The organism is Streptomyces griseoluteus, from assembly GCF_004784465.1.
In the GTDB taxonomy this organism is placed as follows: domain Bacteria; phylum Actinomycetota; class Actinomycetes; order Streptomycetales; family Streptomycetaceae; genus Streptomyces; species Streptomyces griseoluteus.
Genome location: NZ_SRRU01000003.1, coordinates 79,430 through 100,421, shown reverse-complemented (window position 1 = coordinate 100,421; position 20,992 = coordinate 79,430). Strand labels below are relative to the sequence as shown.

Here is a 20,992-nt window from a genome sequence, read left to right as displayed (position 1 = left end):
GGCGGGCGGCGGTGGCGGGGGGCTCAGCCCACGCCCATGGCCCGCGACCAGATTCCGAACGGCACGCTGTTCTCACGGGTGCCGGCCAGACCGTCCAGCGGCAGCGGTTCCAGGCTCTTGCCCAGGTCGATGCGGTAGACGACGATCGCGGTCGACACCGACTTGAGGGTGCCCGTGTACCAGAGCGCGGTGTCCTTGTCGGTGGTCCCGTCCTTTCCGGCGGCGGGGGTGGTCGCCGCGGCGGTGGGATGGAAGGCGCGGAAGTTGTCCGCGAGGGCCTCGCTGACCTGCTGGGCGACCTCGGGGCGTACCGCCCGGCGCCGGTCGGGCGCGTCCAGGCGGACACCGGCGCCGTTGCGGGTGACCCGGCGCACCGAGTACGGCTCGGTGTGCCGGCCGTCCGCCGCGAAGGTGGCGTAGCCGCTGGCCATGCGGATCGTGCTGGGCGTGGAGGTGCCGAGCGACAGGTTGGGCGTCGCCGGGCCGAAGCTGGACGGCAGCAGCCCGGCCGCCTGCGCGGTCGCCTTCACGTTCTCCAGCCCGGTGTCCATGCCGAGCTGCATGAACGGCGTGTTCACCGAGCGGGCGAGCGCCTGGCGCAGGGAGACCGGGCCGTAGGAGCGCTTGCCGTCGTTGTGCGCGGCGACCTTCTTGCCGCTGCGGTCCCAGTAGGGGCCCTCGGGGGTGGTGACGGGCACCGCGTCGTCGCCGTTGTACACGGACTCCGGGGTGACCGGGGTGGCCGGGCCCTCGCGGGTCTTGTGCACACCGTTCTCGAGACCCGCCGCGTAGACGAAGGGTGTGAAGGCCGAACCAGCGGGCACCGTAGTGGCGTTGGACTCGTTGTAGCCCTGCTTGCGGTGGTCGGGGCCGCCGTAGACAGCGACGATCCGGCCGTCGGTGGCGACCGAGGCGGCGCCGTAGTGCGCGGTGCGCGCGGCCTTGGGGTCCTTCTTCAGCGCTGCCTCGCGGGCCTTGGTGACCGCGTCGGTCAGCTCGCTCTCCCGCTTGCGGTCGAAGGTGGTGTAGATCTGGTACCCGCCGAGGTCGAACTCCTTGTCCGACAGATGGGCGTTCTTCCTTGCGTACTGCGACGCCAGCTCCACCAGGTAGTCGCTCTGCTTGCCGGTGTCGTAGATCTGGAGCGTCTTGATCGGCTCCGGGAACTTGGTGTACTTGGCGCGCTCTGCCGGAGAGAGCTTGCCGATCTTGACCATGCGGTCGAGAATCCACGACCACCGCTCCACCGCCCGGCGGTGGTTGGCCGCGCTGAGCGTGGGGTCGTACAGGCCGGCGCCCTTGAGCAGCGAGGCGAGCATGGCTGCTTCGCTGGGGTTCAGCTTGCTGACGTCCTTGCCGTAGTACGCCTGCGAGGCGCGCTGGATGCCATAGGTGCCGCGGCCGAACCAACTGGTGTTGAGGTAGCCCTCGAGAATCTTGTCCTTGCTCATCCGGTTGTCGAGCTTGAGGGCGATCATCGCCTCGGTGAGCTTGCGGGTCAGGTTCTGGTCCTGGTTCAGATAGACGTTCTTGACGTACTGCTGGGTGATCGTGGAGCCGCCCTCGGTGTCACCCTGGCCGACCGTGCGCCACAGGGCACGGGTGATGCCCTTGGCGGAGATGCCGGGGTCGGAGTAGAAGCTCTCGTTCTCCGCCGCCAGCACCGCCCAGCGCACGCCCTCCGGGATGTCCTTGAGCGGCATCGCCTGCCGGCGCACCCAGCCGGTCCGGGCCATCGGGGTGCCGTCGGACCAGAAGTAGACGTTGTCCTGCTGGGTGGCGTAGGAGTTGAGGTTGGTGGGGACGTCGGTCGCCGCGTAGGCCACGGTCAGGAAGAGGCCGGAGAGGCCGGCCAGGGCGAGCCAGCCCGCGAGCCACTGCCGCCAGGACGGCAGCCAGCGCCGCCAGTCCTCCCGGCCCGGACGCGGGTACTCCGGGCGCAGCTTGCGGACGTACGGCGCGGCGAGTTCGGCGTAGGGGGAGAGCCTGGCGGTGGCCGGGGCGAGCAGACGGCGCAGTACGGCGAGGACGGTCAGCAGCGGCGCCAGGACGCGGGAGGGATGGGGGGCGCGGGACTCCTCGGTGGCCTTCGGCTCGGGCTTCGGTGCGGGTCGGGTGCCGTCCAACGCGACGATCTTGAGCTGCATCGTCTCGTCGGGCCGGATGGTGCCGACCCGGAGCTGCATGGTGGCCTCGGGCTCGAACGCCGCCGCATCCGGGGTGTTCTGGGGCTCCTGCCGGTCCGGCTCCTGGGCACGGCGTCCCCAGGCCCGTTTCGGCGCCGCGCGCCGGCCACGCCCACGCCGGACTCCGTCGGCGCCCCCGGCGCCGTCAGCGGCACCCGTGGCGTCATCGGCGTCCGCCCCCCGCCCTGCCTCGGTCACGACAGGTCTCCCTCCCCACTCGGCCTTGCTCGCGTGGGCAGACGGACCGGCCGGAATCGGTGACCATCACGGTGGCACCGATGGCCAAATTGTTACCCCCTGGCCCCGTGTCTGCCCGCGAGCTTCACAAATTATCAGCTAATACTTTCGAAACCTGGAGACCAGGGTCGGTCATGGGTCACACCCGGCCAGGCAGGTGCCCGCCGTCGGTCACCCACCTGGTCAACTCCCTTGCCCCGCATGCAGAATGACGACCACCACTAGATGATCGTCTGTGTTCGCACCGGCCAGAATCATGACGGAGCCCGCCCATGACCACCGGCACCCCCGCCCCCCGGCAGATCGACACCAGCACGGCGCACCCCGCGCGGGTGTACGACTGGCTGCTCGGCGGCAAGGACAACTACCCCGTGGACGAAGCGGTGGGGGAGCGGCTGCCCGCCGAGGCGCGGGACGCCGCCCGGCAGAACCGCGCCTTCATGAACCGCGCCGTCGCCTGGCTCGCCGCGCAGGGCGTCGACCAGTTCCTCGACATCGGCACCGGCATCCCGACCGAGCCGAACCTGCATCAGATAGTCCAGCGGATCGTGCCGACCGCGCGGATCGTCTACACCGACAACGACCCGATCGTGCTGCGGCACGCGGAGGCGCTGCTCGTCGGCCGCCCCGAGGGCGCCACCCAGTACGTGGAGGCCGACGTCCGTGACCCGGCCGCCATCATCAAGAACGCCCGCCAGACGCTCGACTTCGACCGGCCCATCGCCCTGTCCCTGATCGCCCTGATGCACTTCATCAACGACGACCAGGACCCGTACGGGCTCGTCTCCAGCCTTCTCGCCAGCCTCCCCGCGGGCAGCTACCTGGTCCTCTCCCACGCCTCCTCCGACATCTTCCCGGAGCTGTCGGCCCAGGTCACCGCCGAGTACGCCAAGGGCGGCATCCGGCTCGGCTTCCGCGACCGCGCGGGCGTCGCGCGCTTCTTCGAGGGCCTGGAACTGGTCGAGCCCGGCCTCGTCACGGCCACCGAGTGGTTCAAGGACGGCGAGGTTCCGGCGGCCGAGAAGAGCGGGATCTACGCGGGCGTGGCGCGCCTCCCCTAGCAATCCCCCTGTGTGCCGGGCAATCAGCCGGGCCCGCAGAATGGGTGCGTGTGACACGGCTGCGGGCCTGTCCAGCGGGGTGGCGGGGTGGGCGCACGGGGCGCGCGACGGTGAGCCCTGTACGCGCCCCTCCGGAGGCGGCGAGAATAACTCCGGCCGCGGAGGCGGCCGTTCGCCGGACCCCCGAGGAAAGGCAGGTTGACCACAGTGCTGCTGCGTCTGCCCACGTCCGTGTCCGAAGCGCGGGACCACCTGGCCGAGGGAGCCGTGCCCGTGGGCGGCGCCACCCTGGTCTGGGCCACCTGGCAGCGCGACGGGTTCCCGGCCCAGGCCGTGTCACTGCGCGAACTGCCCGAGGCCAACGTCCTCGGCCCCGAGGAGCTGGGCGGCGCCGTCGTCCTCAACCGTGTCGACGACCGCGTACCCGAGGTGCTGCGCCGCGCGGCGGGCTCGGTCGGCACCGGCGCCGTACGCCGCGCGGCCACGGTCGGCGGCAACCTCGCGGGCAGCACCCTGCGCTGCCTCCTCCCGGCGGCCCTCGTCCTGGACACCCGAGCCACGGTCCTCACCTCCACCGGGGTGTACGACACCGACCTGGCCGAGGTCGTCGCCAAGAGCCCCGTCCTGCTCAGTCTGCGCTGGCGCACCCCCGTGGCCAGCGCCTACCGCAAGCACGAGGGCGAGCCCGGCGGACCGCCGCCCCTCGTCGTCGCCTCCGCCCTGCACGCCCTCGGCGAGGGCCGCTTCCGGCTCAACATCGCCGTACGCGACGGTTACGAGGTCGTCAGCGAGAGCACCGAGTGCGGCACCGACCCCGAGGAACCGCTGTCGGCACTCGGGCCGACGCTCCTGAGCGACGTCCCGGCCGCCCGCACGGCGGTCCACGACCAGATCAACGGGCTGCTGCCGCGCTGAAGCCGGGGGCCACTGCCGCGTGCCGTGGCCCCCCGGCCGCACGCCGCTCAGACCGCGCTGTCGCGAAGCTCCGCCAGCGCGTCCTCGGTCAACTGCCGGGGTACCGACTCCGCGTCCACCAACAGCACGTCACAGGGCGCGCCGCGGGTGAGGGTGGAGGTGATGCTGCCGTCCGCGAACTGGGCCAGTGGCCCGCGCGGCGAACGGCCCACCGCCACCGCCCGCGCACCCACCCGCGCCGCGTGCTCGGCCAGCACCCGCCCGGTGGCGGCATGGTCGCCCACGCTGGTGAGCACCTGCCCCGACGCGGTCACCCCGTGCGCGCCCAGCCGGGCGAGATGGGCCGAGACGGCCGCCCGTGCCTCCTCGGCACCCTCCGGCTCCACGGCGTGCTCCTCCACCACGACCGTCTCCCGGACGTGCACGACCTCCAGCGGGCTGCCGGTCTCCCGCGCGAACCGCGCCGCCGCCTCCACGATGGCCGGCGCCCCGCCGTGCGCCCCGACCGCCACGATGACCCGCGGCACCCCCGCCTGCACGGGCGCGCCGACCACGGTGAGCGAGGGCGTGACGACCGGCCCCTCCTCCGGCCGCTCCTCCGCCTTCCGCAGCAGCCCGTGCCCGCTGGCCAGCACCGGAATGGCCAGCACGAAGGTCGCCGCACCAAGGTAGAACGGCACACTCAGATCCGTGGCGTCGGCCAACTTGCCCGCGACGAACGGCGCGAGACCACCGCCGATGAACCGCAGGAAGCCGTACGCCGAGGACGCCACCGGACGCTCGACGGGGGAGACGAGCATGACGGCCTGCGTGGTCAGGGTGTTGTTGATGCCGATGAAGCAGCCCGAGGCGATGACCGCCACGACGACCACCGTCGGACTGCCCACCCCGGCCGCGATGACCGCCATCACGACGCCGAGGCCCAGCAGGTTGGCGTACAGCACCGGCGCCGTGCCGAAGCGGGCCTGGAGGCGCGGGGCGAAGAACACGCTGAACGCCGCCACCAGCAGACCCCAGCCGGTGAACACCAGGCCCAGCTCATGGGCGCTCAGCTTCATCGGGTAGGGCGCGTAGCCCAGCATGGTGAAGAAGCCCCAGTTGTAGAGCAGCGCCATGATGCCCATCGTGAGCAGACCCCGGTGGCGCAGCGCCTGCAGCGGGGCGAGGGGTGACGTCGGCCGGGCGGGCTTCGGCATCGAGGGGACGAAGGCCAGAGTGGCCACCAGCGCCACGGCCATCAGCGCGGCCACCCCGAAGAACGGCCCCCGCCAGCTGATCGCCCCCAACTCCCCGCCCAGCAACGGCCCGACGGCGATGCCGAGGCCGAGCGCGGTCTCGTACAGGATGATCGCGCCGCCGAAGCCGCCGCTGGCCGAGGCGACGATGACGGCGAGCGAGGTGGCGATGAAGAGGGCGTTGCCCAGACCCCAGCCGGCCCGGAAGCCGACGATGCCGTTGATCGAGTCGGTGCTCCCGGCCAGCGCCGCGAAGACCACGATGACCGCAAGGCCCGCCACCAGGGTCCGCTTGGCGCCGAACCGGCTGGAGAACCAGCCGACGAACAGCATGGCGACGGCCGTCACGATCAGATAGCTGCTGAACAGCAGGGACACCTGGCTCGGTGTGGCGTGCAGACTGTCGGCCAGGGCGGGCAGGATCGGGTCGACGAGCCCGATGCCCATGAACGAGATCACGCAGGCGAACGCCACGGCCCAGACGGCCTTCGGCTGCCGGAACGGGCTCGCGGCCCTTCCACGCGGTGCACTCATTACCGCTTCTCTCCAGTCGTGTCGCTCTCCCCGGCCCTGCCGTGGCGGCGCCGGAGAGATCCGACGGATGGCTCAGGAACGCTCCTGTATCGCGCGGGCCAGGGCGGGAAGCGCGACCCGCACGGCCTGCCGCTCCGGCTCGGACAGTTCATCGACAAGCTGTCCCAGGGCTTCGGCCCGCTCGGCCCGGCGCTCCCGGAACACCTCCTCGCCCAGCTCGGTGACCTCCACCAGCACACCCCGGCCGTCCGTGCGGTCGGCGACCCGCCGCACCAGCCCCGCACGCTCCATGCGGGTGACGAGCTGGGTCATGTTCGGCTGGGTGGCGTTCTCCGCCCGCGCCAGCTCGGTAAGCCGCTGCGGCCCCTCGCGGCCCAGCCTCCCGAGCACCGAGGAAGCGGCGGTACTGAGCCCACCGGCCGTGGCGCTGCGCCGCACATGACGGACGAGCTGCTCCACGGCGATCATCAGATCCTCGGCGGAGATCCCGCCGGAACTTCCGGCGGGACCGCTGTCCATAACCCGCTTATGCATAAGGGCATTATGTAGATGCGTGTACGGTGAATCAAGTCTTCCCGAGAGGTGCGAAGCGGGGGAGCCGGGTCCGCCGAGGAACCGGTCAGGCGGTGGCCGGGAAGAGGGTGCCGAGGTCGGTGAAGACGGCGTTGTTCAGCGCGAACGCCGACCGGCACTCCTCCACCACGCGCCGCTTCTCCAGCTCGTCCACCGGCAGCGCGTCGAGCCGCGCGCGGTACTCGCGTTTGAAGGCGGCCGGGTTGTCGATGCCCTCGAAGACGTAGAAGCGGACGCCGTCGCCCTTGCTCTCCAGCCCCCAGGTCCGCTCCGCGATACGCCGGATCACCTGACCGCCCGACAGATCGCCCAGGTAGCGGGTGTAGTGGTGGGCCACATATCCGGCCGGCCAGCTCGCGGCGACCTCGCGGACGCGGGCCGCGTACCGCTCCGTCGCGGGCAGCGGGGCCACCCGGTCGCGCCAGTCCTCGCCCAGAAGATGCCGCAGGTCGCGCTCCAGCCCGGCCACCCGCCGCAGCTCCGGGCGCAGAAACGGGCCCGCGATCGGATCGGCCTCCAGCAGAGTGGCGGAATCCTCCAACGCGCGGTAGACGAAAAAGAGTTGCTCGGTGTACCTGGTGAAGGCGCCCATGCCGAACCGGCCGCCGAGCAGATCGTTCAGGAACGGCGCCTGCTCGGCCTCGGTGTGCCGGTCCTGGCTGGCGGTGCGGATGACCGAGGAGAAGGGCGGTGTCGACAAGGCTGCCTCTCTGGCAGAGCTCACGGTCACGCGCACGACCGGAGGCCGCCGCCTTGCCGACCGGATGTCGGCAACATGATGAGGGTGGCCCAACCTAATGTCATTCCCGAGGACTGCCAACCCTCTCCTGCCCAAACGCCCCGGTCAGGGCCACCGGCTGACGCCGGGTCGTTCCTTGCGCCCCTCCATCCACCCGCCTAGCTTGGACGCGACACGTCAGGACAGGTAGGTCGCCGATGACGCAGCCGCAGCACCCCCAGGACAGCGGAGCCGACGGCCGCCAGATCCACCTGGAGACCCACGGCCTCGACGTCATCGGGGACGCGGACCGCAAGGGCACCCCGCGCCACCTCTTCTGGCCCTGGTTCGCCGCCAACGTCAGCGTTCTCGGCCTCAGCTACGGCGCCTTCGCCCTCGGCTTCGGCATCTCCTTCTGGCAGGCCCTCGCGGCCGGAATCCTCGGCATCGTCGCCTCGTTCCTGCTCTGCGGCCTCATCGCCGTGGCGGGGAAGCGGGGCTCCGCGCCCACCATGGTGCTCAGCCGCGCCGCCTACGGAGTGCGCGGCAACCGCCTCCCGTCCCTCATCTCCTGGATACTCACGGTCGGCTGGGAAACCGCACTCGCCTCACTCGCCACCCTGGCCACCGCCACTGTCTTCAGCCGCCTGGGCTGGGGCGGCGGCACCGAGACCAAGGCCGTCGCCCTCCTCGTGGTCGCCGCGCTCACCGTGGTCGGCGGCGTCATGGGCTTCGACCTGATCATGCGCCTGCAGACCGTGATCACTGTCATCACCGGCGTGCTCACCCTGGTCTACGTCGGCCTCGTCGCCGACCACGTCCACTGGTCGACCGTCAGCTCCATTCCGGCGGGCTCGCCCCAGCAGTTCATCGGCGCGCTGGTGTTCATGATGGCCGGGTTCGGGCTCGGCTGGGTCAACGCCGCCGCCGACTACTCCCGTTACCTCCCGCGCTCCTCGTCCAGCCTTGGCGTCATCGGCTGGACCACCCTCGGCGCCTCCGCCGCCCCGCTGCTCCTGCTGGTCTTCGGCCTGCTGCTCGCCGGGTCCTCCGACGAGCTGAGCCTGGCCGTCGCCGCCGACCCCATCGGCGCGCTGACCACCATCCTGCCGACCTGGTTCCTCGTCCCCTTCGCCCTGGTCGCCGTGCTCGGCCTGGTCGGCGGCGCGGTGCTGGACATCTACTCCTCCAGCCTCGCGCTGCTCTCCGCCGGACTGCATATGCCCCGCCATCTGGCCGCCCTCGTCGACGGCGTCCTGATGATCGCCGGCTCCGTGTACATCGTGTTCTTCGGCGGGGCCTTCCTCGACGAGTTCATGGGCTTCCTCACCACCCTCGGCGTCCCCATCGGCGCCTGGTGCGGCGTGATGCTCGCCGACCTCGCGCTGCGCCACCGCGACTACGACGAGGGCGACCTGTTCCGCCCCGACGGCCGCTACGGCGACGCCCCCGCCCTGCCCCTCGTCCTCACCGTCGGCGCCACCGTGATCGGCTGGGGCCTGGTCACCAACACCGCCGCGCGCTGGCTGAGCTGGCAGGGCTACCTCCTCGGCCCGCTCGGCCTCGGCGGCCGGGCCGGCCAGTGGGCGTACGCCAACCTCGGTGTCGTCGTCGCGCTGGCCCTTGCCTTCCTCGGCACCCTGCTGCTGGGCCGGAACCGGGTCCGCGCCCAGGAGGCACTCCCGCCGAGCCCGGCCCCGGTCCAGGGGATGTACGGCGCGTGAGGCCGGTGCCCGGGCTGCTCCCCGTCATCGACATGCAGCGCGTCTTCGCCGACCCGGGCAGTCCGTGGGCCACACCGCGGCACGCCGAGGCGGCCGCGGGGGTGGCGCGGCTGCTGCCCGCGTTCGGGGACCGGGTGGTGTTCCCCGGTTCCTCGCCTCCGCCCGGCTCGCCGGGCTCTGGCGCGACTGTCACGACCAGTGGCCCCTCGTCCTTCAGCCGCCGGACGCCGAGCTGTGGCGGCTGACGCCGGAGTTCGCCGGCCTGGGCGCTCCGGTCCTGGACGCGGAGACCTTCGGCAAGTGGACGCCGGAGCCGGCCGCCCGGCTGGGTCCCGGCCTCGCGCCCGGTGCCGGCCGGGGTCAGCACCGAGTGGTGTCCTGACCACCGCCCCGGCCGCCGCCGACGCGGGCGTCGAGGTGCTGGTGGTCGTCGCCGACGCCTGCGCGGGCGTGGACGACGAGGCGCACGCCAAGGCGCCGCACGGGCTGGACCTGTACCGGCCGTTGGCCCGCGTCACCACGGTCGACGAGCTGCTGGGCGAGGGGGCCCTGCGGGGGCGTGACAGTCTGCCGTCCGATCGGGTGAACCGCCCAGGAAGGGCGCCGGCCCGCTGGAAACCTGTGCGCATGGTCCGTGGCCGGATGGGTACGCGGCCGGGAGCGCGCTCGGGCCCCGGTCCGGCGTGAGCCCGTACGACCGCACTACCTGGGGATGTGCCATGGAGACACCCGCACACGACGACCTTCCGACGCCGACGCCCGCCCAGCAGGCGCTGGACGTGCTGGCCGTCAACACCGACGACCAGGCCGCCCTTGAGACCCTCGCGCACAGCGACGTGCTCGTCCCGATGCCGGACGAGGCCGTGGACGCGGAGGGCGCCGACTCCACCATGGTCGCCCTGCCGGTGCTCGAGCAGCCCGGCGGTGAGCAGGTGGTACCCGTCTTCACCTCGGAACTGGAGATGGCCGGGCTGCTGCCCTCCGTCTCCCGCTACCGCCTCATCCAGCTCGGCGCCCTCGCCTCGCAGTGGCCCGAGGAGGAGCTGTCGCTCACTATCGACGGCAGCTCGGAACACGGGCTGACGCTGACTTCGCAGGGCGTGCGCTCGCTGCTGGCACGCTGAATCGCCTGCCGTATGGCGGAGCCGCACAGGGCGGTTTCGCCATACGGGTGGGTCCGGGGGGATGTGGCGCGCCTATGTGTGGCGCACCCATGTGGGCAGCGTCCATGTGGGCTGAGCGTGTGGGGGCTGAGCCTGTGTGGGCTGAGCTCATGCGCCCAGCGCCTATGTGCGAACCGGACGTCAGTCCGAGGACTCCGCCAGCATCCGCTCCAGCACGCCCCGCTGCAGCGGCAGCACCTCCGCGTGCAGCTCGCGGCCCCGGCGGGTGAGGCTGACCCACACTCCGCGCCGGTCCTCCGCGCACACCGTGCGCTCGACCAGCCCCTCCTTCTCCAGCCGTCCGATCAGCCGCGACAGCGCGGACTGGCTGAGGTGGACCCGGCCGACCAGATTCTGCACCCGGCAGTGGTCGCCCTCGGTGGGCGTCTCCGTGGACAGGATGTCCAGCACCTCGAAGTCGCTGGCCCCCAGGCCGTGCGGATGCAGGGCGCGGTCTATCTCGCACATGGTGCGCGCGTGCACCGCGAGGATGTCCCGCCAACGCTCTTCGAGCCGGGCGCCCTCGCCCGTCTTCACTGCCATACCCGCACGGTAGCACCGTTCGAGCCAATCATTGACTGTGCAACTAGTGCCGACGCAAGCCGCCGTACGGGCTACCCCGCCCTCCGGCCTCAGCGCCCCTCCTCGCGACCCGCGCCGCTCTCCGTCGGGTACCGGACAACCCGTCCCGAGAGCCGGACGCGTCACCGTCGCCTGCGCCACAGTGGGACCACGGGACACGAGCAGCCCAGAAGCCGGGGGAGGGAGGTGTACGCATGACGGGCACTCCCTCGGGCCGGATACGGCAGACCGTCCTGCACTGGCTCAAGGACCCGGCCGCCCACTTTCCCCCGTCGAGCCTCGACCCCCTCGGCACCGGTGTCACCCCGCGCGCGGTCGCCGCCAAGCTCGGCGTGCCCCGCCGTACGGCCGCCGCCCATCTCGACTTCCTCACCCGCCTCGGCCTCCTGCGCAGCAGGCGCCGGCTGCTGCGCACCTACTACCATCGCGACGAGGCCCGGATCGCCGAAGTGGCCCAGCTCTTCGAGAAGAACTGGTGACCCTCACTTCTCGGGCAATACGGGCACCCACGGTAAGAAGACGTTGTGAGCAAGGTGGGTTCCGCCCGCAGCACGGGTCGCAGCGTTCCGTCCCACACCCCGGGTGGCTCTACGCTGCCGTACGCGCGGGCGGCGCTCCGGAGCGGTCCGCGCCGGTGCCGTACGGGCGCGCCCAGACGTGTCCGCACCGCCGTCGGACCCCCTCTCCCCAGAACTGGAATCCATGAGTGCCATCTCTGTCGGCCAGGCCGTCGTCCTCGGAGTAGTGGAGGGGGTGACCGAGTTCCTCCCGGTGTCCTCCACCGGTCACCTGAAGATCGCCGAGGGGCTCATGCACATCCCCGTGGACGACAAGTCCGTGGTCGGGTTCTCCGCGGTGATCCAGGTCGGCGCCATCGCGGCCGTGCTCCTGTACTTCTTCAAGGACATCAAGCGGATCGTCAGCGCCTGGTTCCGGGGCCTGTTCAACTCCGAGGAGCGCTACCACCACGACTACAAGTTCGGCTGGTGGGTGATCGCGGCCACCATCCCGATCGTCGTCGTCGGACTGGCGGCCAAGCCGCTGATCGACGGTCCGCTCGCCTCCCTCTGGGTGGTCGCCGGCTCGCTGATCGTGGGCTCCGGCGTCATGTGGGCCGCCGACCAGATGGGCCGCCACAAGCGCGGCGAGGACGACACCTCGTTCAAGGACGCGATGCTGGTCGGCTGCTCGCAGATCCTGGCGCTGCTCTTCCCCGGCTTCTCCCGCTCCGGCGCCACCATGTCGACGGGGCTCATCCTCGACCTCGACCGGGTCGCCGCCACGCGCCTCTCCTTCTTCCTCGGCATCCCGGCCCTCACCGGCGCCGGTGTCTACGAGCTGAAGGACGCCCTGGGCGCCGGCGTGGGCGCCGCCCCGCTGGCGGTCGGCACCGTCGTCTCCTTCGTCGTCGCCTACGCCTCCATCGCCTGGCTGCTCAAGTTCGTCGCCAAGCACTCGTTCAACGCCTTCGTGATCTACCGGATCGTCGTCGGCGTGGCGCTGATCGGCCTGCTGGCCACCGGCACGCTCAGCAACTGAGGCGAGCGGCCACCGCACGGGGTGCGGACGTCCGGACGAGCCGGGCGTCCGCACCCCGTCGGCGTCCCGGATCGTCACGCCTTGACAGGTTCTGGCCTCAGACCGCACCATCGCCCGGTGAACCTGTCAGACAGCCAGACAGGTGGTCCGGCCCCCCGACGCGTCAGCGCCCTGGAAGCGGTCCTCGGCCACCTCCGCGCCGCCATCGAGCGCGGCGAGTACGCGATCGGCGACAAGCTGCCCTCCGAGGCCGAGCTGTGCCGCACCCTGGAGGTCTCCCGGCCCGTCGTCCGCGAGGCCCTGCGCGCCCTGCACACCATGGGGCTCACGGTCTCCCGTACCGGCAGGGGCACGTTCGTCGTCGCCGACGCCGTGCAGGACCCCACCTTCGGTGACTACACGGCCGGCGACCTGCTGGAGGTCCGCCGGCACGTCGAGGTCCCGGTCGCCGGGTACGCCGCGCGGCGCCGTACCCCGGAGGACCTGGACCGGCTGACCCTGCTCCTGGACCGCATGGGGCGGGAGACGGACACCGCCGCCTGGGTCGCCATGGACACCCTCTTCCACCTCGCCGTCGCCGAGGCCGCCCACAACCCGGTCTTCCGCAAGGTGATCGAGGAGATCCGCGACGCCCTCGCCCGCCAGTCGGCCTTCCTCACCGAACTGGGCGGCCGTCGCGAGCAGTCCGACCGCGAGCACCGCGCAGTCGTCGACGCGCTCGCGGCGGGCTCCGAGGACGATGCCGTCGCCGCCATGACCCACCATCTCGACCGGGTCGCCACGACCCTCACCCGAATCGTCCGCCCCACCGGCACCGCCACACCCCCGGCGCTGCCCCTGCCGGGCGGCCCCGAGACCACCGGAGCCGACGCGTGACCCATGTCCAGGCCATCTCCGACCCCGTGACCCCGGCAGCGACGCGGGCCGGCTCCCTCCTGGGCGCCCCCGTCCTGCGCGAACCGGGCCACGCCCCCGTCGTCCACCTGGTGCGCGGCGGTGTGATCGAGGGCGTCCACCACGGCTCGGTCGTCGTTCTCGGCGCCGACGGCGAGGTGCGGTTCCGGCTCGGCGACACCCAGGCCGCCTTCTACCCGCGCTCCGCTCTCAAGCCCCTCCAGGCCGTCGCCATGCTGCGCGCGGGCCTGCCCCTCGACGGCGACCTGCTCTCCCTGGCCGCCGCCAGCCACTCCGGCGAGGAACGTCACCTCGACGGCACCCGGCGCATCCTGGACCTCGCCGGACTCGCCGAGGCCGAGCTGCGCAACACCCCCGACATGCCGTTCGACCCCGTCGTCCGCGACAGCTGGGTTCGCGAGGGCCGGGGCCCGTCCCGGCTCGCGCAGAACTGCTCCGGCAAGCACGCCGCCATGCTGTGGACCGCGAAGCTCAACGGCTGGTCCCTGGACGACTACCTCGACCCGGCCCACCCCCTCCAGCGGGCCGTCGCCGAGACGGTCGAGGACCTCACCGGCCAGCGGATCGCGCACGTCACCGTCGACGGCTGCGGCGCGCCCCTGTTCGCCGTCTCCCTGCACGGCCTCGCCCGCGCCCTCGCCCGCATCACCACCGCCGCCCACGGCACGCCCGAGGCCCGCGTGGCGGACGCGATGCGCGAGCACGCGGAGATGGCCTCCGGAGTCCGCCGTGACGTGGCCGCCCTGATGCGGGCCGTGCCCGGCCTGCTCGCCAAGGACGGCTTCGAGGGCGTTCAGGTGGCCGCGCTGCCCGACGGCCGCGCCATCGCCGTGAAGATCGCGGACGGCGCCGACCGGGCCCGCGTCCCCGTCGTCGCCGCCGCCCTCGCCCGCGCCGGGATCGACCCGGCCCTCCTCACGGAGTTCGCGGGCGCGCCCCTGCTGGGCGGGGGGCGGCCGGTGGGAGCGGTGCGTACGGTGCCGGCGCTGGACCTCGCCTCCTGACCCGTCAGGCTCTGGTGCCGCTCCCGGTGTCCTTGCCGCTCTTGCTGCGCAAGGCCAGGGTGACGCCGGCCGCGCCGAGGACGACGATGCCGGCGATGGTCGCGGTCCGCGTCCAGTCGGTGTCGTCGTCCGGTGCCGGGGCGACGGCGGCCGCGACGGGGATCGCGGAGTGCGTGGGCTCCGGGGTGGCGCGCAGCCCGTCCAGCGAGCCCACCGGGTCCACCCGTCCGGCCGCGGTGAAGCCCCAGTCCAGCAGTTGGCGCGCCTCCTCGTACACGGCGAGTCCGCCGCCCTCCTGAGGGTTCATCACCGTGACCACCAGCGTGCGGCCGCCCCGGCGGGCGGCGGCGACCAGGGTGTTGCCCGCGTTGCTCGTGTAGCCGTTCTTGATCCCGATGATGCCGGGATACGGGACGACGCCGTCCTCGCCGCTCAGCAGCCGGTTGGTGTTCTCGATGGCGAACGGCCAGCCGTCGCCGGGGAACTCCGCCTGCGCGGTGGAGCAGTACCGGGCGAAGTCGGGGTTCTGCAGCCCGGCCCGGCCGAACACCGCCAGGTCGAACGCCGAGGACACCTGGCCGGGGGCGTCGTAGCCGTCCGGGGAGATGACGTGGGTGTCCATCGCGCCGAGTGTGCGGGCCTTGGTCTGCATCCTGGCGACGGTGGTGTCCACACCGCCGTCCAGGGCCGCCAGTACGTGCACGGCGTCGTTGCCGGAGCTGAGGAACACCCCGCGCCACAGGTCGGCCACCTGGTAGGTGTGGCCCTCCTCCACACCGACCAGGCTGCTGCCCTCGCCGACGTCCGCCAGTTCCTGGTAACTCACCTTGTGCTGCTGGGTCGCGGGCAGCGTCGGCAGGACGGTCAGGGCGAACAGGGTCTTCAGGGTGCTCGCGGGCGGCAGTTTGCGGTGCGCCCCGTCGGCGGCGAGCACGTCGCCGCTGTCGGCGTCGGCCACCAGCCAGGAGAGCGCCGAGAGCTGCGGTGTCTCCGGGGCACCGGCGCGCGGGCGCACCCGGATGCCCGAGCCGTAGAGCAGGGACGGCTGCGGGACGGCCGCCCGTGGTGCGGGCGGCGCGGGTTCCCCGCCGCTTCCGGTGGCGGCGGCAGCGGGCGCGAGGGCCAACGCTCCCACCATGCACAGGGAACAGACGGAAACGGTCGCCCGACGTGAGAATCCGGTGCTCATATGATCAACGTAGGAAGGTCGGCGAGGTGCGGCGAGCTGCCCGCGCCGGACGGCTGACCCGAGCAACCCGGATGCCACACTCGGGGTCCATGGGGCGGTGCGCCCTGAGTGGTCGCGGTGGGTGTGCTGTGAACGCACCCCTGCATGTCCTGACGTGTGGCGGAGCGACGTGGTGGGGTGCCACATGGTGCGGCGCCCCACGTGCCCGGTCCCCATGACCAGTGTCCGGATGCCGTAACGATCCCGGTCGGGCGGGATACGTGTGCGCGTACTGTGCCCTATCGTCACGACATGTCCACGCCACCGCAGCAGCCCGCGCAGCCGGCCGACCGGCCGCCGCAGCCCGGACCGCCCGCGCAGCCGCCCTCCGTCCCGCCCCAGCCGACCGCGTACCCCTACCCGAACCCGCAGTCCGCGCCGCCGGTCCCGCAGTCGCCCCCGCCGGGCCCCTTCCAGCCGCCGGCGATGCCCGCCGGACCCCAGCCGGGGAACCCCTACGCCCAGCCCCCGCAGTACGGGCCCCCGCCCGTCCCGCACACGGCCGGCGGAGGCGGTGCCGCCGGACGGGCCGTGCTCTGGGCCGTCGTCGGAGCGGTCGTGGCCTCCGCCGCCTGGGCGGCCGGTGTCTTCCTGATCGGCGCCGCGGTGAACGCGGCCGACCTGCGCGGCTACACGGCCCCCTCCGACCTCTGCTCCCGCGCGGACTACGGCTCCTTCAAGGACGAGTACACCGCGAGCGACTCCAGCCCCACCCACAGCTCCCTCAAGGACCGTGCGCTGGACGAGAGTCACTGCAGCGCGAGCCTGAAGAAATCCGGCTCCTCCTACGCCGACGCCTACCTCTCCATCCAGGTCGACCTGCACAAGAAGACCGACCCGGCACCCGAGTTCACCGCCACCTGGAAGAACTACGAGCGCGCGCACACCGGTTACGACGTCGGCGCGGTCGAGGGCATCGGCGACGAGGCGTACCTCGTCACCCAGGACACCACCAGCGGCACCTCCGCCGGCTCCCGCTACGCCACCCTCGCCGTCCGCGACGGCTGGGTCACCTACACGATGAGCTACAGCGCCTACCTCTCCTCGTACGACCCCGACAAGGACCCCCCGAAGATCGACGAGATCTCCGACTGGCTGAAGACGGACACCCGCAACACCCTGGACCGCCTGAAGAACTGAGAGGACTCACTCGGCACCGTGCGCCGGCCCCTACGCTGGAGCCATGTTCAGCCCCGAGGGTCCCAGCGTGCGTGAACTGGCCGTGCAGGCGCTGTCGTCCGTCGAGCGAGGGTACGACCTGCTCGCGCCCAAATTCGACCGGACGCCGTTCCGGACGCCCGCGACGGTGCTGGACGCGGTGGCCAACGCGCTCGGGCCGTCGGGGCCGTTCGAGGACGGGCTCGACCTGTGCTGCGGTACCGGGGCCGGCCTCGCGGTGCTGGGCGGGCTGTGCCGCCGGAGTGTCACCGGCGTGGACTTCAGCGCGGGGATGCTCGACGTGGCCCGGCGCGGGCCGGGGGAGGGCGTCGCCCTGGTGCGCGCCGACGTTCGCGCGCTGCCCTTCACGGCCGCCTTCGATCTGGTCGTCAGCTTCGGCGCGTTCGGGCACTTCCTGCCCCGCGAACTGCCCGGCCTCTTCGCCCAGGTCCACTCGGCACTGCGGCCGGGCGGACGGTTCGCCTTTCCGGTGCTGGCGCCGCCCCGGCCGTCCAGCCCCGCGTACTGGACACTGCTCGGCTTCGACGCCGTGATGCGGGTGCGCAACGCCGTGTGGCGGCCGCCGTTCGTCATGTACTACCGCGCGTTCCGCCTCGGCGACGTGCGCCGGGAACTGGAGTCGGCCGGGTTCACCGTGGAGCTTCAGCCACTCCCGGAGTTCGGTCTGCGTGCCGACCGCAGCCCCCGCGCCCGGCTGGTGACGGCGCGGCGCGGGTAGCCGGTAGGGCGGCGCTCACGCGCGCCGTCGCGTCCAGGCCGGGCCGGTGCGCGCCCAGGCCCGCTCCCACTCGGCCAGCCGGTGCCGCAGCGCCACCCGGCGCTCCACCGCGCGGGCCAGGAGCACGATCGCGGCCGTGCCACCCGTCACGCCCAGTCCGATTCCGACCGTGTGCTGCCAGACCGCCACGTCGTTCGGCGGCGGCGCCACCATCCGGCCCCGGCTGTCGAACCACACGGTGACCGTGTCCCCGGCCCGCGTCCCGGCCCGCACGTCGGCGACAGCGGTACGCGTCCGCCGGTCCGGCCCCGTCCACCGGACCTCGGCCCGGTAGCCGTGGCCGCGGTCGCCGTGCACGGTGGGCCGTGACGCGGGACGGCCGGCCACCACGGCCTGTACCGGCTGTCGCTCGGCCCGCTGCTCCTCGGCGTACGTCCGCGCGCGGTCGTAGGTGAACAGCCCGGCCACCGTCCCCGTCAGCGGCGCGACCACGCAGAGCAGGACGGCGACGACCACCACCACCCAGGCCTCCACCACGTCCGACCGCCGTCGCAGCGGGTTGTGCCGCCGACGCGGGCGGTGCGACCGGGTACGCATGTCCACACCCGTCGGATACCCAGCCCGGCACCCCTTCGCTCATCCGGCGCACCACGAGCTGCCGGCGGCTCAGCCGAAGCGCTCGATGCGGATACGGTCCACCGGCTGACCGGCCGCCACGAGCAGACGGGAGGCGTGCTCGGCGAAACCGTTGGAACCACACACATAGGCTTCCCACCCACCAGGGGGCTGCTCGGCCAGGAGCGGCGCCACATGTGCGGCCGACATACGTCCCACCGGCACACCCGCCGGAGCGCTCCGGGTGAACACGGCCGTGGTCTCCGCGCCCAGTTCGCCGGCGTAGATCAGTTCCTCCGGACCGCGCGCCGACACCAGCATCCGCAGCGGCACCGACAGACCCCGGGCGCGGTGGTGCCGGACCATCGACATCAGCGGGACGATCCCGGAACCGGCCCCCAGCAGAAGCGCCGGGCGGTCGCCCGGCCAGGCGAAGAAGCCGCTCAGTGGCCCGCGCACCTCGATGGAGTCACCGGGCCGCGCCACCGTGTGGAACCAGCCCGAGACCTCGCCGTCCGGCACCCGGTCCAGGGTCAGCTCGATGTAGCCGGAGTCGTCCGGCGCGGAGGCGAGGGAGTAGTGGCGCTGGGCCACGTATCCGTCCTCGGCGGTCAGCCGCAGCATCAGATGCTGGCCCGGCAGATGACCCGCCCACCGGGGCACCGCGAGCCGGAACGTCGACGCGTGCGGCGTCTCCCGCCGTACCTCGGTCAGCGTGGCCGTCTGCCACTCGGCCGCCACCTGCTCGCTCACCGCGATACGGCCGGGCACCGCGAAGCGGGCCGGGGACGCGGAGGACGTCCCCGGCGTCCCGTGCGTCTGCTCAGTCACCGCGGTACCGCTGTTCCTCCCACGGGTTGCCCCGCTCGTGATAGCCGTTGCCCTCCCAGAAGCCCGGCTCGTCATGGTCGAGGAGGGTGAGGCCGGCGATCCACTTCACGCTCTTCCAGAAGTACAGATGCGGCACGATCAGCCGGGCCGGGCCGCCGTGCTCCGGGGCCAGCGGCACACCGGCCTGGTCCCAGGCGATCCAGGCCCGGCCACCGGTGAGGTCGGTCAGCGGCAGGTTCGCGGTGTACCCGGTGTGCGAGCGCGCCAGCACATGGGTGGCGGACACATGTGGCCCCACCACGGCGAGGAACGCGTCCAGCGAGACCCCGCCGAAGCGCACACCGAACTTGGACCAGCCGGTCACACAGTGGATGTCACCCTCGTACGCCGAACCGGGCAGGGCGTGCGCCTCGTCCCAGTTCCAGGTGTGCGGGCGCTCCACCAGGCCGTCGACGCGGAAGGACCAGTGGGCGGGCGCGAGGTCGGGGGTGACCTCGGCGGACAGGACGGGCCAGTCGTCGCCGGCGTCGTACTGCCCGGGAGGCAGTCCGGGACGGGAGACGCGCCGACGGCCCGTGAAGCCTCGGGTGACGTTCATGGCTCAACCGTACGCTCCCGCCACGGGCGCCCCGCCCCTGGTCAGTGCCCCGGCGCGCGACCTCGGCCACACTCCGGACGCCCGCGGGAATAGCCGTCCCGCCGCCGTACTTGGGGACAAGTGCCGACGCGCCGACGCGCCGGTGCAGGGCGAGCGGAACGAGGACCTGAGGATGCCTGAGGCGTACGTCTCCACGCGGTACGACGGCCGGGAGGCCGACACCCCGGCCGGTGCCGCCCCCGGCCCCGCCGGGACGACGGTCCCGCACCCGCTCGACAACGCCGCCCGCGCCTCCCTCACCGGCCCGCACGCCCACTTCGCCGAGCGGCACGGGCGGGTGCTCCGGTACCCGGTCGAGGTCTCGCCCTGGCTGGCCCTCCCCGACGAGCCCGAGCCCGCCGACTGGGCCGGGATCGCCGCGCTCGCCGGACCCGGCGGCGAGGTGCCCCTGCTCGGTCACCGGGGCGCGGCCCCGCAGGGCTGGGAGATCACCTTCGACGTGGCCGGCGTGCAGATGGCGGACGACGGCGTGGCCGGCGCCCCGGACCCGGAGGCGGTGCCCCTCGGCCCGGCCGACGTCCCCGAGATGCTGGACCTCGTCGCGCGCACCCGGCCCGGCCCGTTCATGCCCCGCACCATCGAGATGGGCACCTACCTCGGCATCCGGCGCGACGGCGCGCTGATCGCCATGGCGGGGGAGCGGCTGCACCCGCCGGGCTGGACCGAGATCAGCGCGGTCTGCACCGACCCCGCCTTCCGGGGCGAGGGCCTGGCCACCCGGCTGATCCTCGCCGTCGCGCACGGCATCCGCGAGCGCGGCGAGCGCCCGTTCCTGCACACCGGCGCGGGCAACACCGGCGCCATCCGCCTCTACGAGTCCCTGGGCTTCCGGCACCGGCTGGACACCCGGTTCTTCGGGGTGCGCGTCCCTCTCGGGTCTTAACCGGCGGCCTGTCCGGCGGACCCCGCGTTGTACCGCTCCAGGTAGGCCGCGAAGCGGACCAGGTCGTCCTCCGGCCAGTCGGCGAGCCGTTCCCGGAAGGCGGCCCGGCGGCTCCGTGTCACCTGGGCCAGAATCTCCTCGCCCGCCTCCGTGAGATGGAGCACCTGCACGCGGGCGTCCTCCGGGGAGAGCCGGCGCTCGATCAGCCCGGCCCGCTCCAGCGCGCCGACCTGGCGGCTCACCGTCGACTTGTCCAGCGCGTAGTGCGAGGCCAGGTCGGTCGCCCGGCAGCCCCCGCGCTCCTCCAGATGCCCCAGCAGCGTGTACGACACCAGCGACAGCTCGGGATGCATGCGCCCCGCCGAGGCGCGGGCCCGGCGCGCGAACGACGTCATCTCCCGCTGGATCGTCTCGACGGCCGTGTCCGCCGCCGTCATGAGATCACCTTCGCCATGAGAACCCCTTCACGGAACTCCTCCGACCTGTCGCCCGAC

General features: G+C 72.7%; 23 protein-coding genes. 13 read left to right on the top strand and 10 right to left on the bottom strand.

All coding sequences use genetic code 11. The features are described from left to right. Window positions 1-23: 23 nt before the first annotated feature. Entirely contained in the window at window positions 24-2,384 is a 2,361-nt protein-coding gene (locus E5082_RS09260) for a transglycosylase domain-containing protein (RefSeq protein ID WP_373310008.1), read from the bottom strand. 311 nt (window positions 2,385-2,695) lie between these two features. Here E5082_RS09260 and E5082_RS09255 point away from each other — a divergent pair, with 311 nt between their 5' ends. Both E5082_RS09255 and E5082_RS09250 read left to right on the top strand, forming a co-directional pair. Beyond that, window positions 2,696-3,484: an SAM-dependent methyltransferase gene (locus tag E5082_RS09255; protein WP_135790802.1), complete on the top strand. Its 789-nt coding sequence runs from the start codon at window positions 2,696-2,698 to the stop codon at window positions 3,482-3,484. A gap of 207 nt (window positions 3,485-3,691) precedes the next feature. Next, entirely contained in the window at window positions 3,692-4,399 is a 708-nt protein-coding gene (locus tag E5082_RS09250) for an FAD binding domain-containing protein (protein ID WP_135791197.1), read from the top strand. Window positions 4,400-4,446: 47 nt separating this feature from the next. On the opposite strand, the gene E5082_RS09245 is transcribed toward E5082_RS09250, so the two are convergent. From E5082_RS09245 to E5082_RS09235, 3 genes are all read right to left on the bottom strand, one after another. After that, a complete protein-coding gene (locus E5082_RS09245) occupies window positions 4,447-6,168 on the bottom strand; it encodes an MFS transporter (RefSeq protein ID WP_135790801.1) in 1,722 nt (573 codons plus the stop codon). A 72-nt stretch (window positions 6,169-6,240) separates the two neighbouring features. Continuing rightward, on the bottom strand, window positions 6,241-6,702 hold the full coding sequence (locus tag E5082_RS09240) for a MarR family winged helix-turn-helix transcriptional regulator (protein WP_135790800.1): 462 nt from the start codon (window positions 6,700-6,702) through the stop codon (window positions 6,241-6,243). An 85-nt stretch (window positions 6,703-6,787) separates the two neighbouring features. After that, entirely contained in the window at window positions 6,788-7,441 is a 654-nt protein-coding gene (locus E5082_RS09235; protein WP_135790799.1) for a biliverdin-producing heme oxygenase, read from the bottom strand. Between the two features lie 236 nt (window positions 7,442-7,677). Here E5082_RS09235 and E5082_RS09230 point away from each other — a divergent pair, with 236 nt between their 5' ends. The 4 genes from E5082_RS09230 to E5082_RS09220 all read left to right on the top strand — a co-directional run bounded on the left by E5082_RS09230 (window position 7,678) and on the right by E5082_RS09220 (window position 10,307). After that, window positions 7,678-9,183, top strand: a complete 1,506-nt coding sequence (locus E5082_RS09230; RefSeq protein WP_135790798.1) for a purine-cytosine permease family protein — start codon at window positions 7,678-7,680, stop codon at window positions 9,181-9,183. 64 nt (window positions 9,184-9,247) lie between these two features. Further along, window positions 9,248-9,565 (top strand): hypothetical protein, encoded by a 318-nt coding sequence (locus E5082_RS33555; RefSeq protein WP_308437503.1) that lies wholly within the window; start codon window positions 9,248-9,250, stop codon window positions 9,563-9,565. A gap of 41 nt (window positions 9,566-9,606) precedes the next feature. After that, window positions 9,607-9,870, top strand: coding sequence for a hypothetical protein (locus E5082_RS33550; RefSeq protein WP_341869149.1), 264 nt, complete (start codon window positions 9,607-9,609; stop codon window positions 9,868-9,870). A 32-nt stretch (window positions 9,871-9,902) separates the two neighbouring features. After that, window positions 9,903-10,307 (top strand): SseB family protein, encoded by a 405-nt coding sequence (locus tag E5082_RS09220; protein WP_030804053.1) that lies wholly within the window; start codon window positions 9,903-9,905, stop codon window positions 10,305-10,307. Window positions 10,308-10,487: 180 nt separating this feature from the next. Here E5082_RS09220 and E5082_RS09215 read toward each other — a convergent pair whose 3' ends face one another. After that, a complete protein-coding gene (locus tag E5082_RS09215; protein WP_135790797.1) occupies window positions 10,488-10,889 on the bottom strand; it encodes a MarR family winged helix-turn-helix transcriptional regulator in 402 nt (133 codons plus the stop codon). Window positions 10,890-11,122: 233 nt separating this feature from the next. Between E5082_RS09215 and E5082_RS09210 the strand changes: the two genes are divergently transcribed. The 4 genes from E5082_RS09210 (at window position 11,123) to E5082_RS09195 (ending at window position 14,386) form a co-directional block, all read left to right on the top strand. Beyond that, entirely contained in the window at window positions 11,123-11,407 is a 285-nt protein-coding gene (locus E5082_RS09210) for an ArsR family transcriptional regulator (protein ID WP_135790796.1), read from the top strand. 223 nt (window positions 11,408-11,630) lie between these two features. Next, window positions 11,631-12,467, top strand: coding sequence for an undecaprenyl-diphosphate phosphatase (locus E5082_RS09205; RefSeq protein ID WP_135790795.1), 837 nt, complete (start codon window positions 11,631-11,633; stop codon window positions 12,465-12,467). A gap of 117 nt (window positions 12,468-12,584) precedes the next feature. Then, entirely contained in the window at window positions 12,585-13,343 is a 759-nt protein-coding gene (locus E5082_RS09200; RefSeq protein WP_135790794.1) for a FadR/GntR family transcriptional regulator, read from the top strand. 26 nt (window positions 13,344-13,369) lie between these two features. Further along, entirely contained in the window at window positions 13,370-14,386 is a 1,017-nt protein-coding gene (locus E5082_RS09195; protein ID WP_135791196.1) for an asparaginase, read from the top strand. A 4-nt stretch (window positions 14,387-14,390) separates the two neighbouring features. Here E5082_RS09195 and E5082_RS09190 read toward each other — a convergent pair whose 3' ends face one another. Continuing rightward, on the bottom strand, window positions 14,391-15,575 hold the full coding sequence (locus E5082_RS09190; RefSeq protein WP_135790793.1) for a D-alanyl-D-alanine carboxypeptidase family protein: 1,185 nt from the start codon (window positions 15,573-15,575) through the stop codon (window positions 14,391-14,393). Between the two features lie 291 nt (window positions 15,576-15,866). Between E5082_RS09190 and E5082_RS09185 the strand changes: the two genes are divergently transcribed. Further along, window positions 15,867-16,754 (top strand): hypothetical protein, encoded by an 888-nt coding sequence (locus E5082_RS09185; protein WP_229918806.1) that lies wholly within the window; start codon window positions 15,867-15,869, stop codon window positions 16,752-16,754. A 43-nt stretch (window positions 16,755-16,797) separates the two neighbouring features. After that, window positions 16,798-17,511 (top strand): class I SAM-dependent DNA methyltransferase, encoded by a 714-nt coding sequence (locus E5082_RS09180; RefSeq protein WP_135790792.1) that lies wholly within the window; start codon window positions 16,798-16,800, stop codon window positions 17,509-17,511. Between the two features lie 15 nt (window positions 17,512-17,526). Here the strand turns inward: E5082_RS09180 and E5082_RS09175 are convergent, their stop codons facing one another. The 3 genes from E5082_RS09175 to E5082_RS09165 all read right to left on the bottom strand — a co-directional run bounded on the left by E5082_RS09175 (window position 17,527) and on the right by E5082_RS09165 (window position 19,555). Beyond that, window positions 17,527-18,108: an Rv1733c family protein gene (locus E5082_RS09175; RefSeq protein WP_135790791.1), complete on the bottom strand. Its 582-nt coding sequence runs from the start codon at window positions 18,106-18,108 to the stop codon at window positions 17,527-17,529. Between the two features lie 69 nt (window positions 18,109-18,177). Then, window positions 18,178-18,897: a ferredoxin reductase gene (locus tag E5082_RS09170; protein ID WP_229918799.1), complete on the bottom strand. Its 720-nt coding sequence runs from the start codon at window positions 18,895-18,897 to the stop codon at window positions 18,178-18,180. Window positions 18,898-18,949: 52 nt separating this feature from the next. Next, entirely contained in the window at window positions 18,950-19,555 is a 606-nt protein-coding gene (locus E5082_RS09165; protein ID WP_135790789.1) for a sulfite oxidase-like oxidoreductase, read from the bottom strand. A 172-nt stretch (window positions 19,556-19,727) separates the two neighbouring features. Between E5082_RS09165 and E5082_RS09160 the strand changes: the two genes are divergently transcribed. After that, window positions 19,728-20,498: a GNAT family N-acetyltransferase gene (locus tag E5082_RS09160; RefSeq protein WP_135791194.1), complete on the top strand. Its 771-nt coding sequence runs from the start codon at window positions 19,728-19,730 to the stop codon at window positions 20,496-20,498. On the opposite strand, the gene E5082_RS09155 is transcribed toward E5082_RS09160, so the two are convergent. Further along, window positions 20,495-20,935 carry a MarR family winged helix-turn-helix transcriptional regulator gene (locus E5082_RS09155; RefSeq protein ID WP_135790788.1) on the bottom strand — a complete coding sequence of 147 codons (441 nt, stop codon included), beginning with the start codon at window positions 20,933-20,935 and terminating at the stop codon, window positions 20,495-20,497. The two genes, E5082_RS09160 and E5082_RS09155, sit on opposite strands and share 4 nt — an antisense overlap. Window positions 20,936-20,992 lie beyond the last annotated feature (57 nt).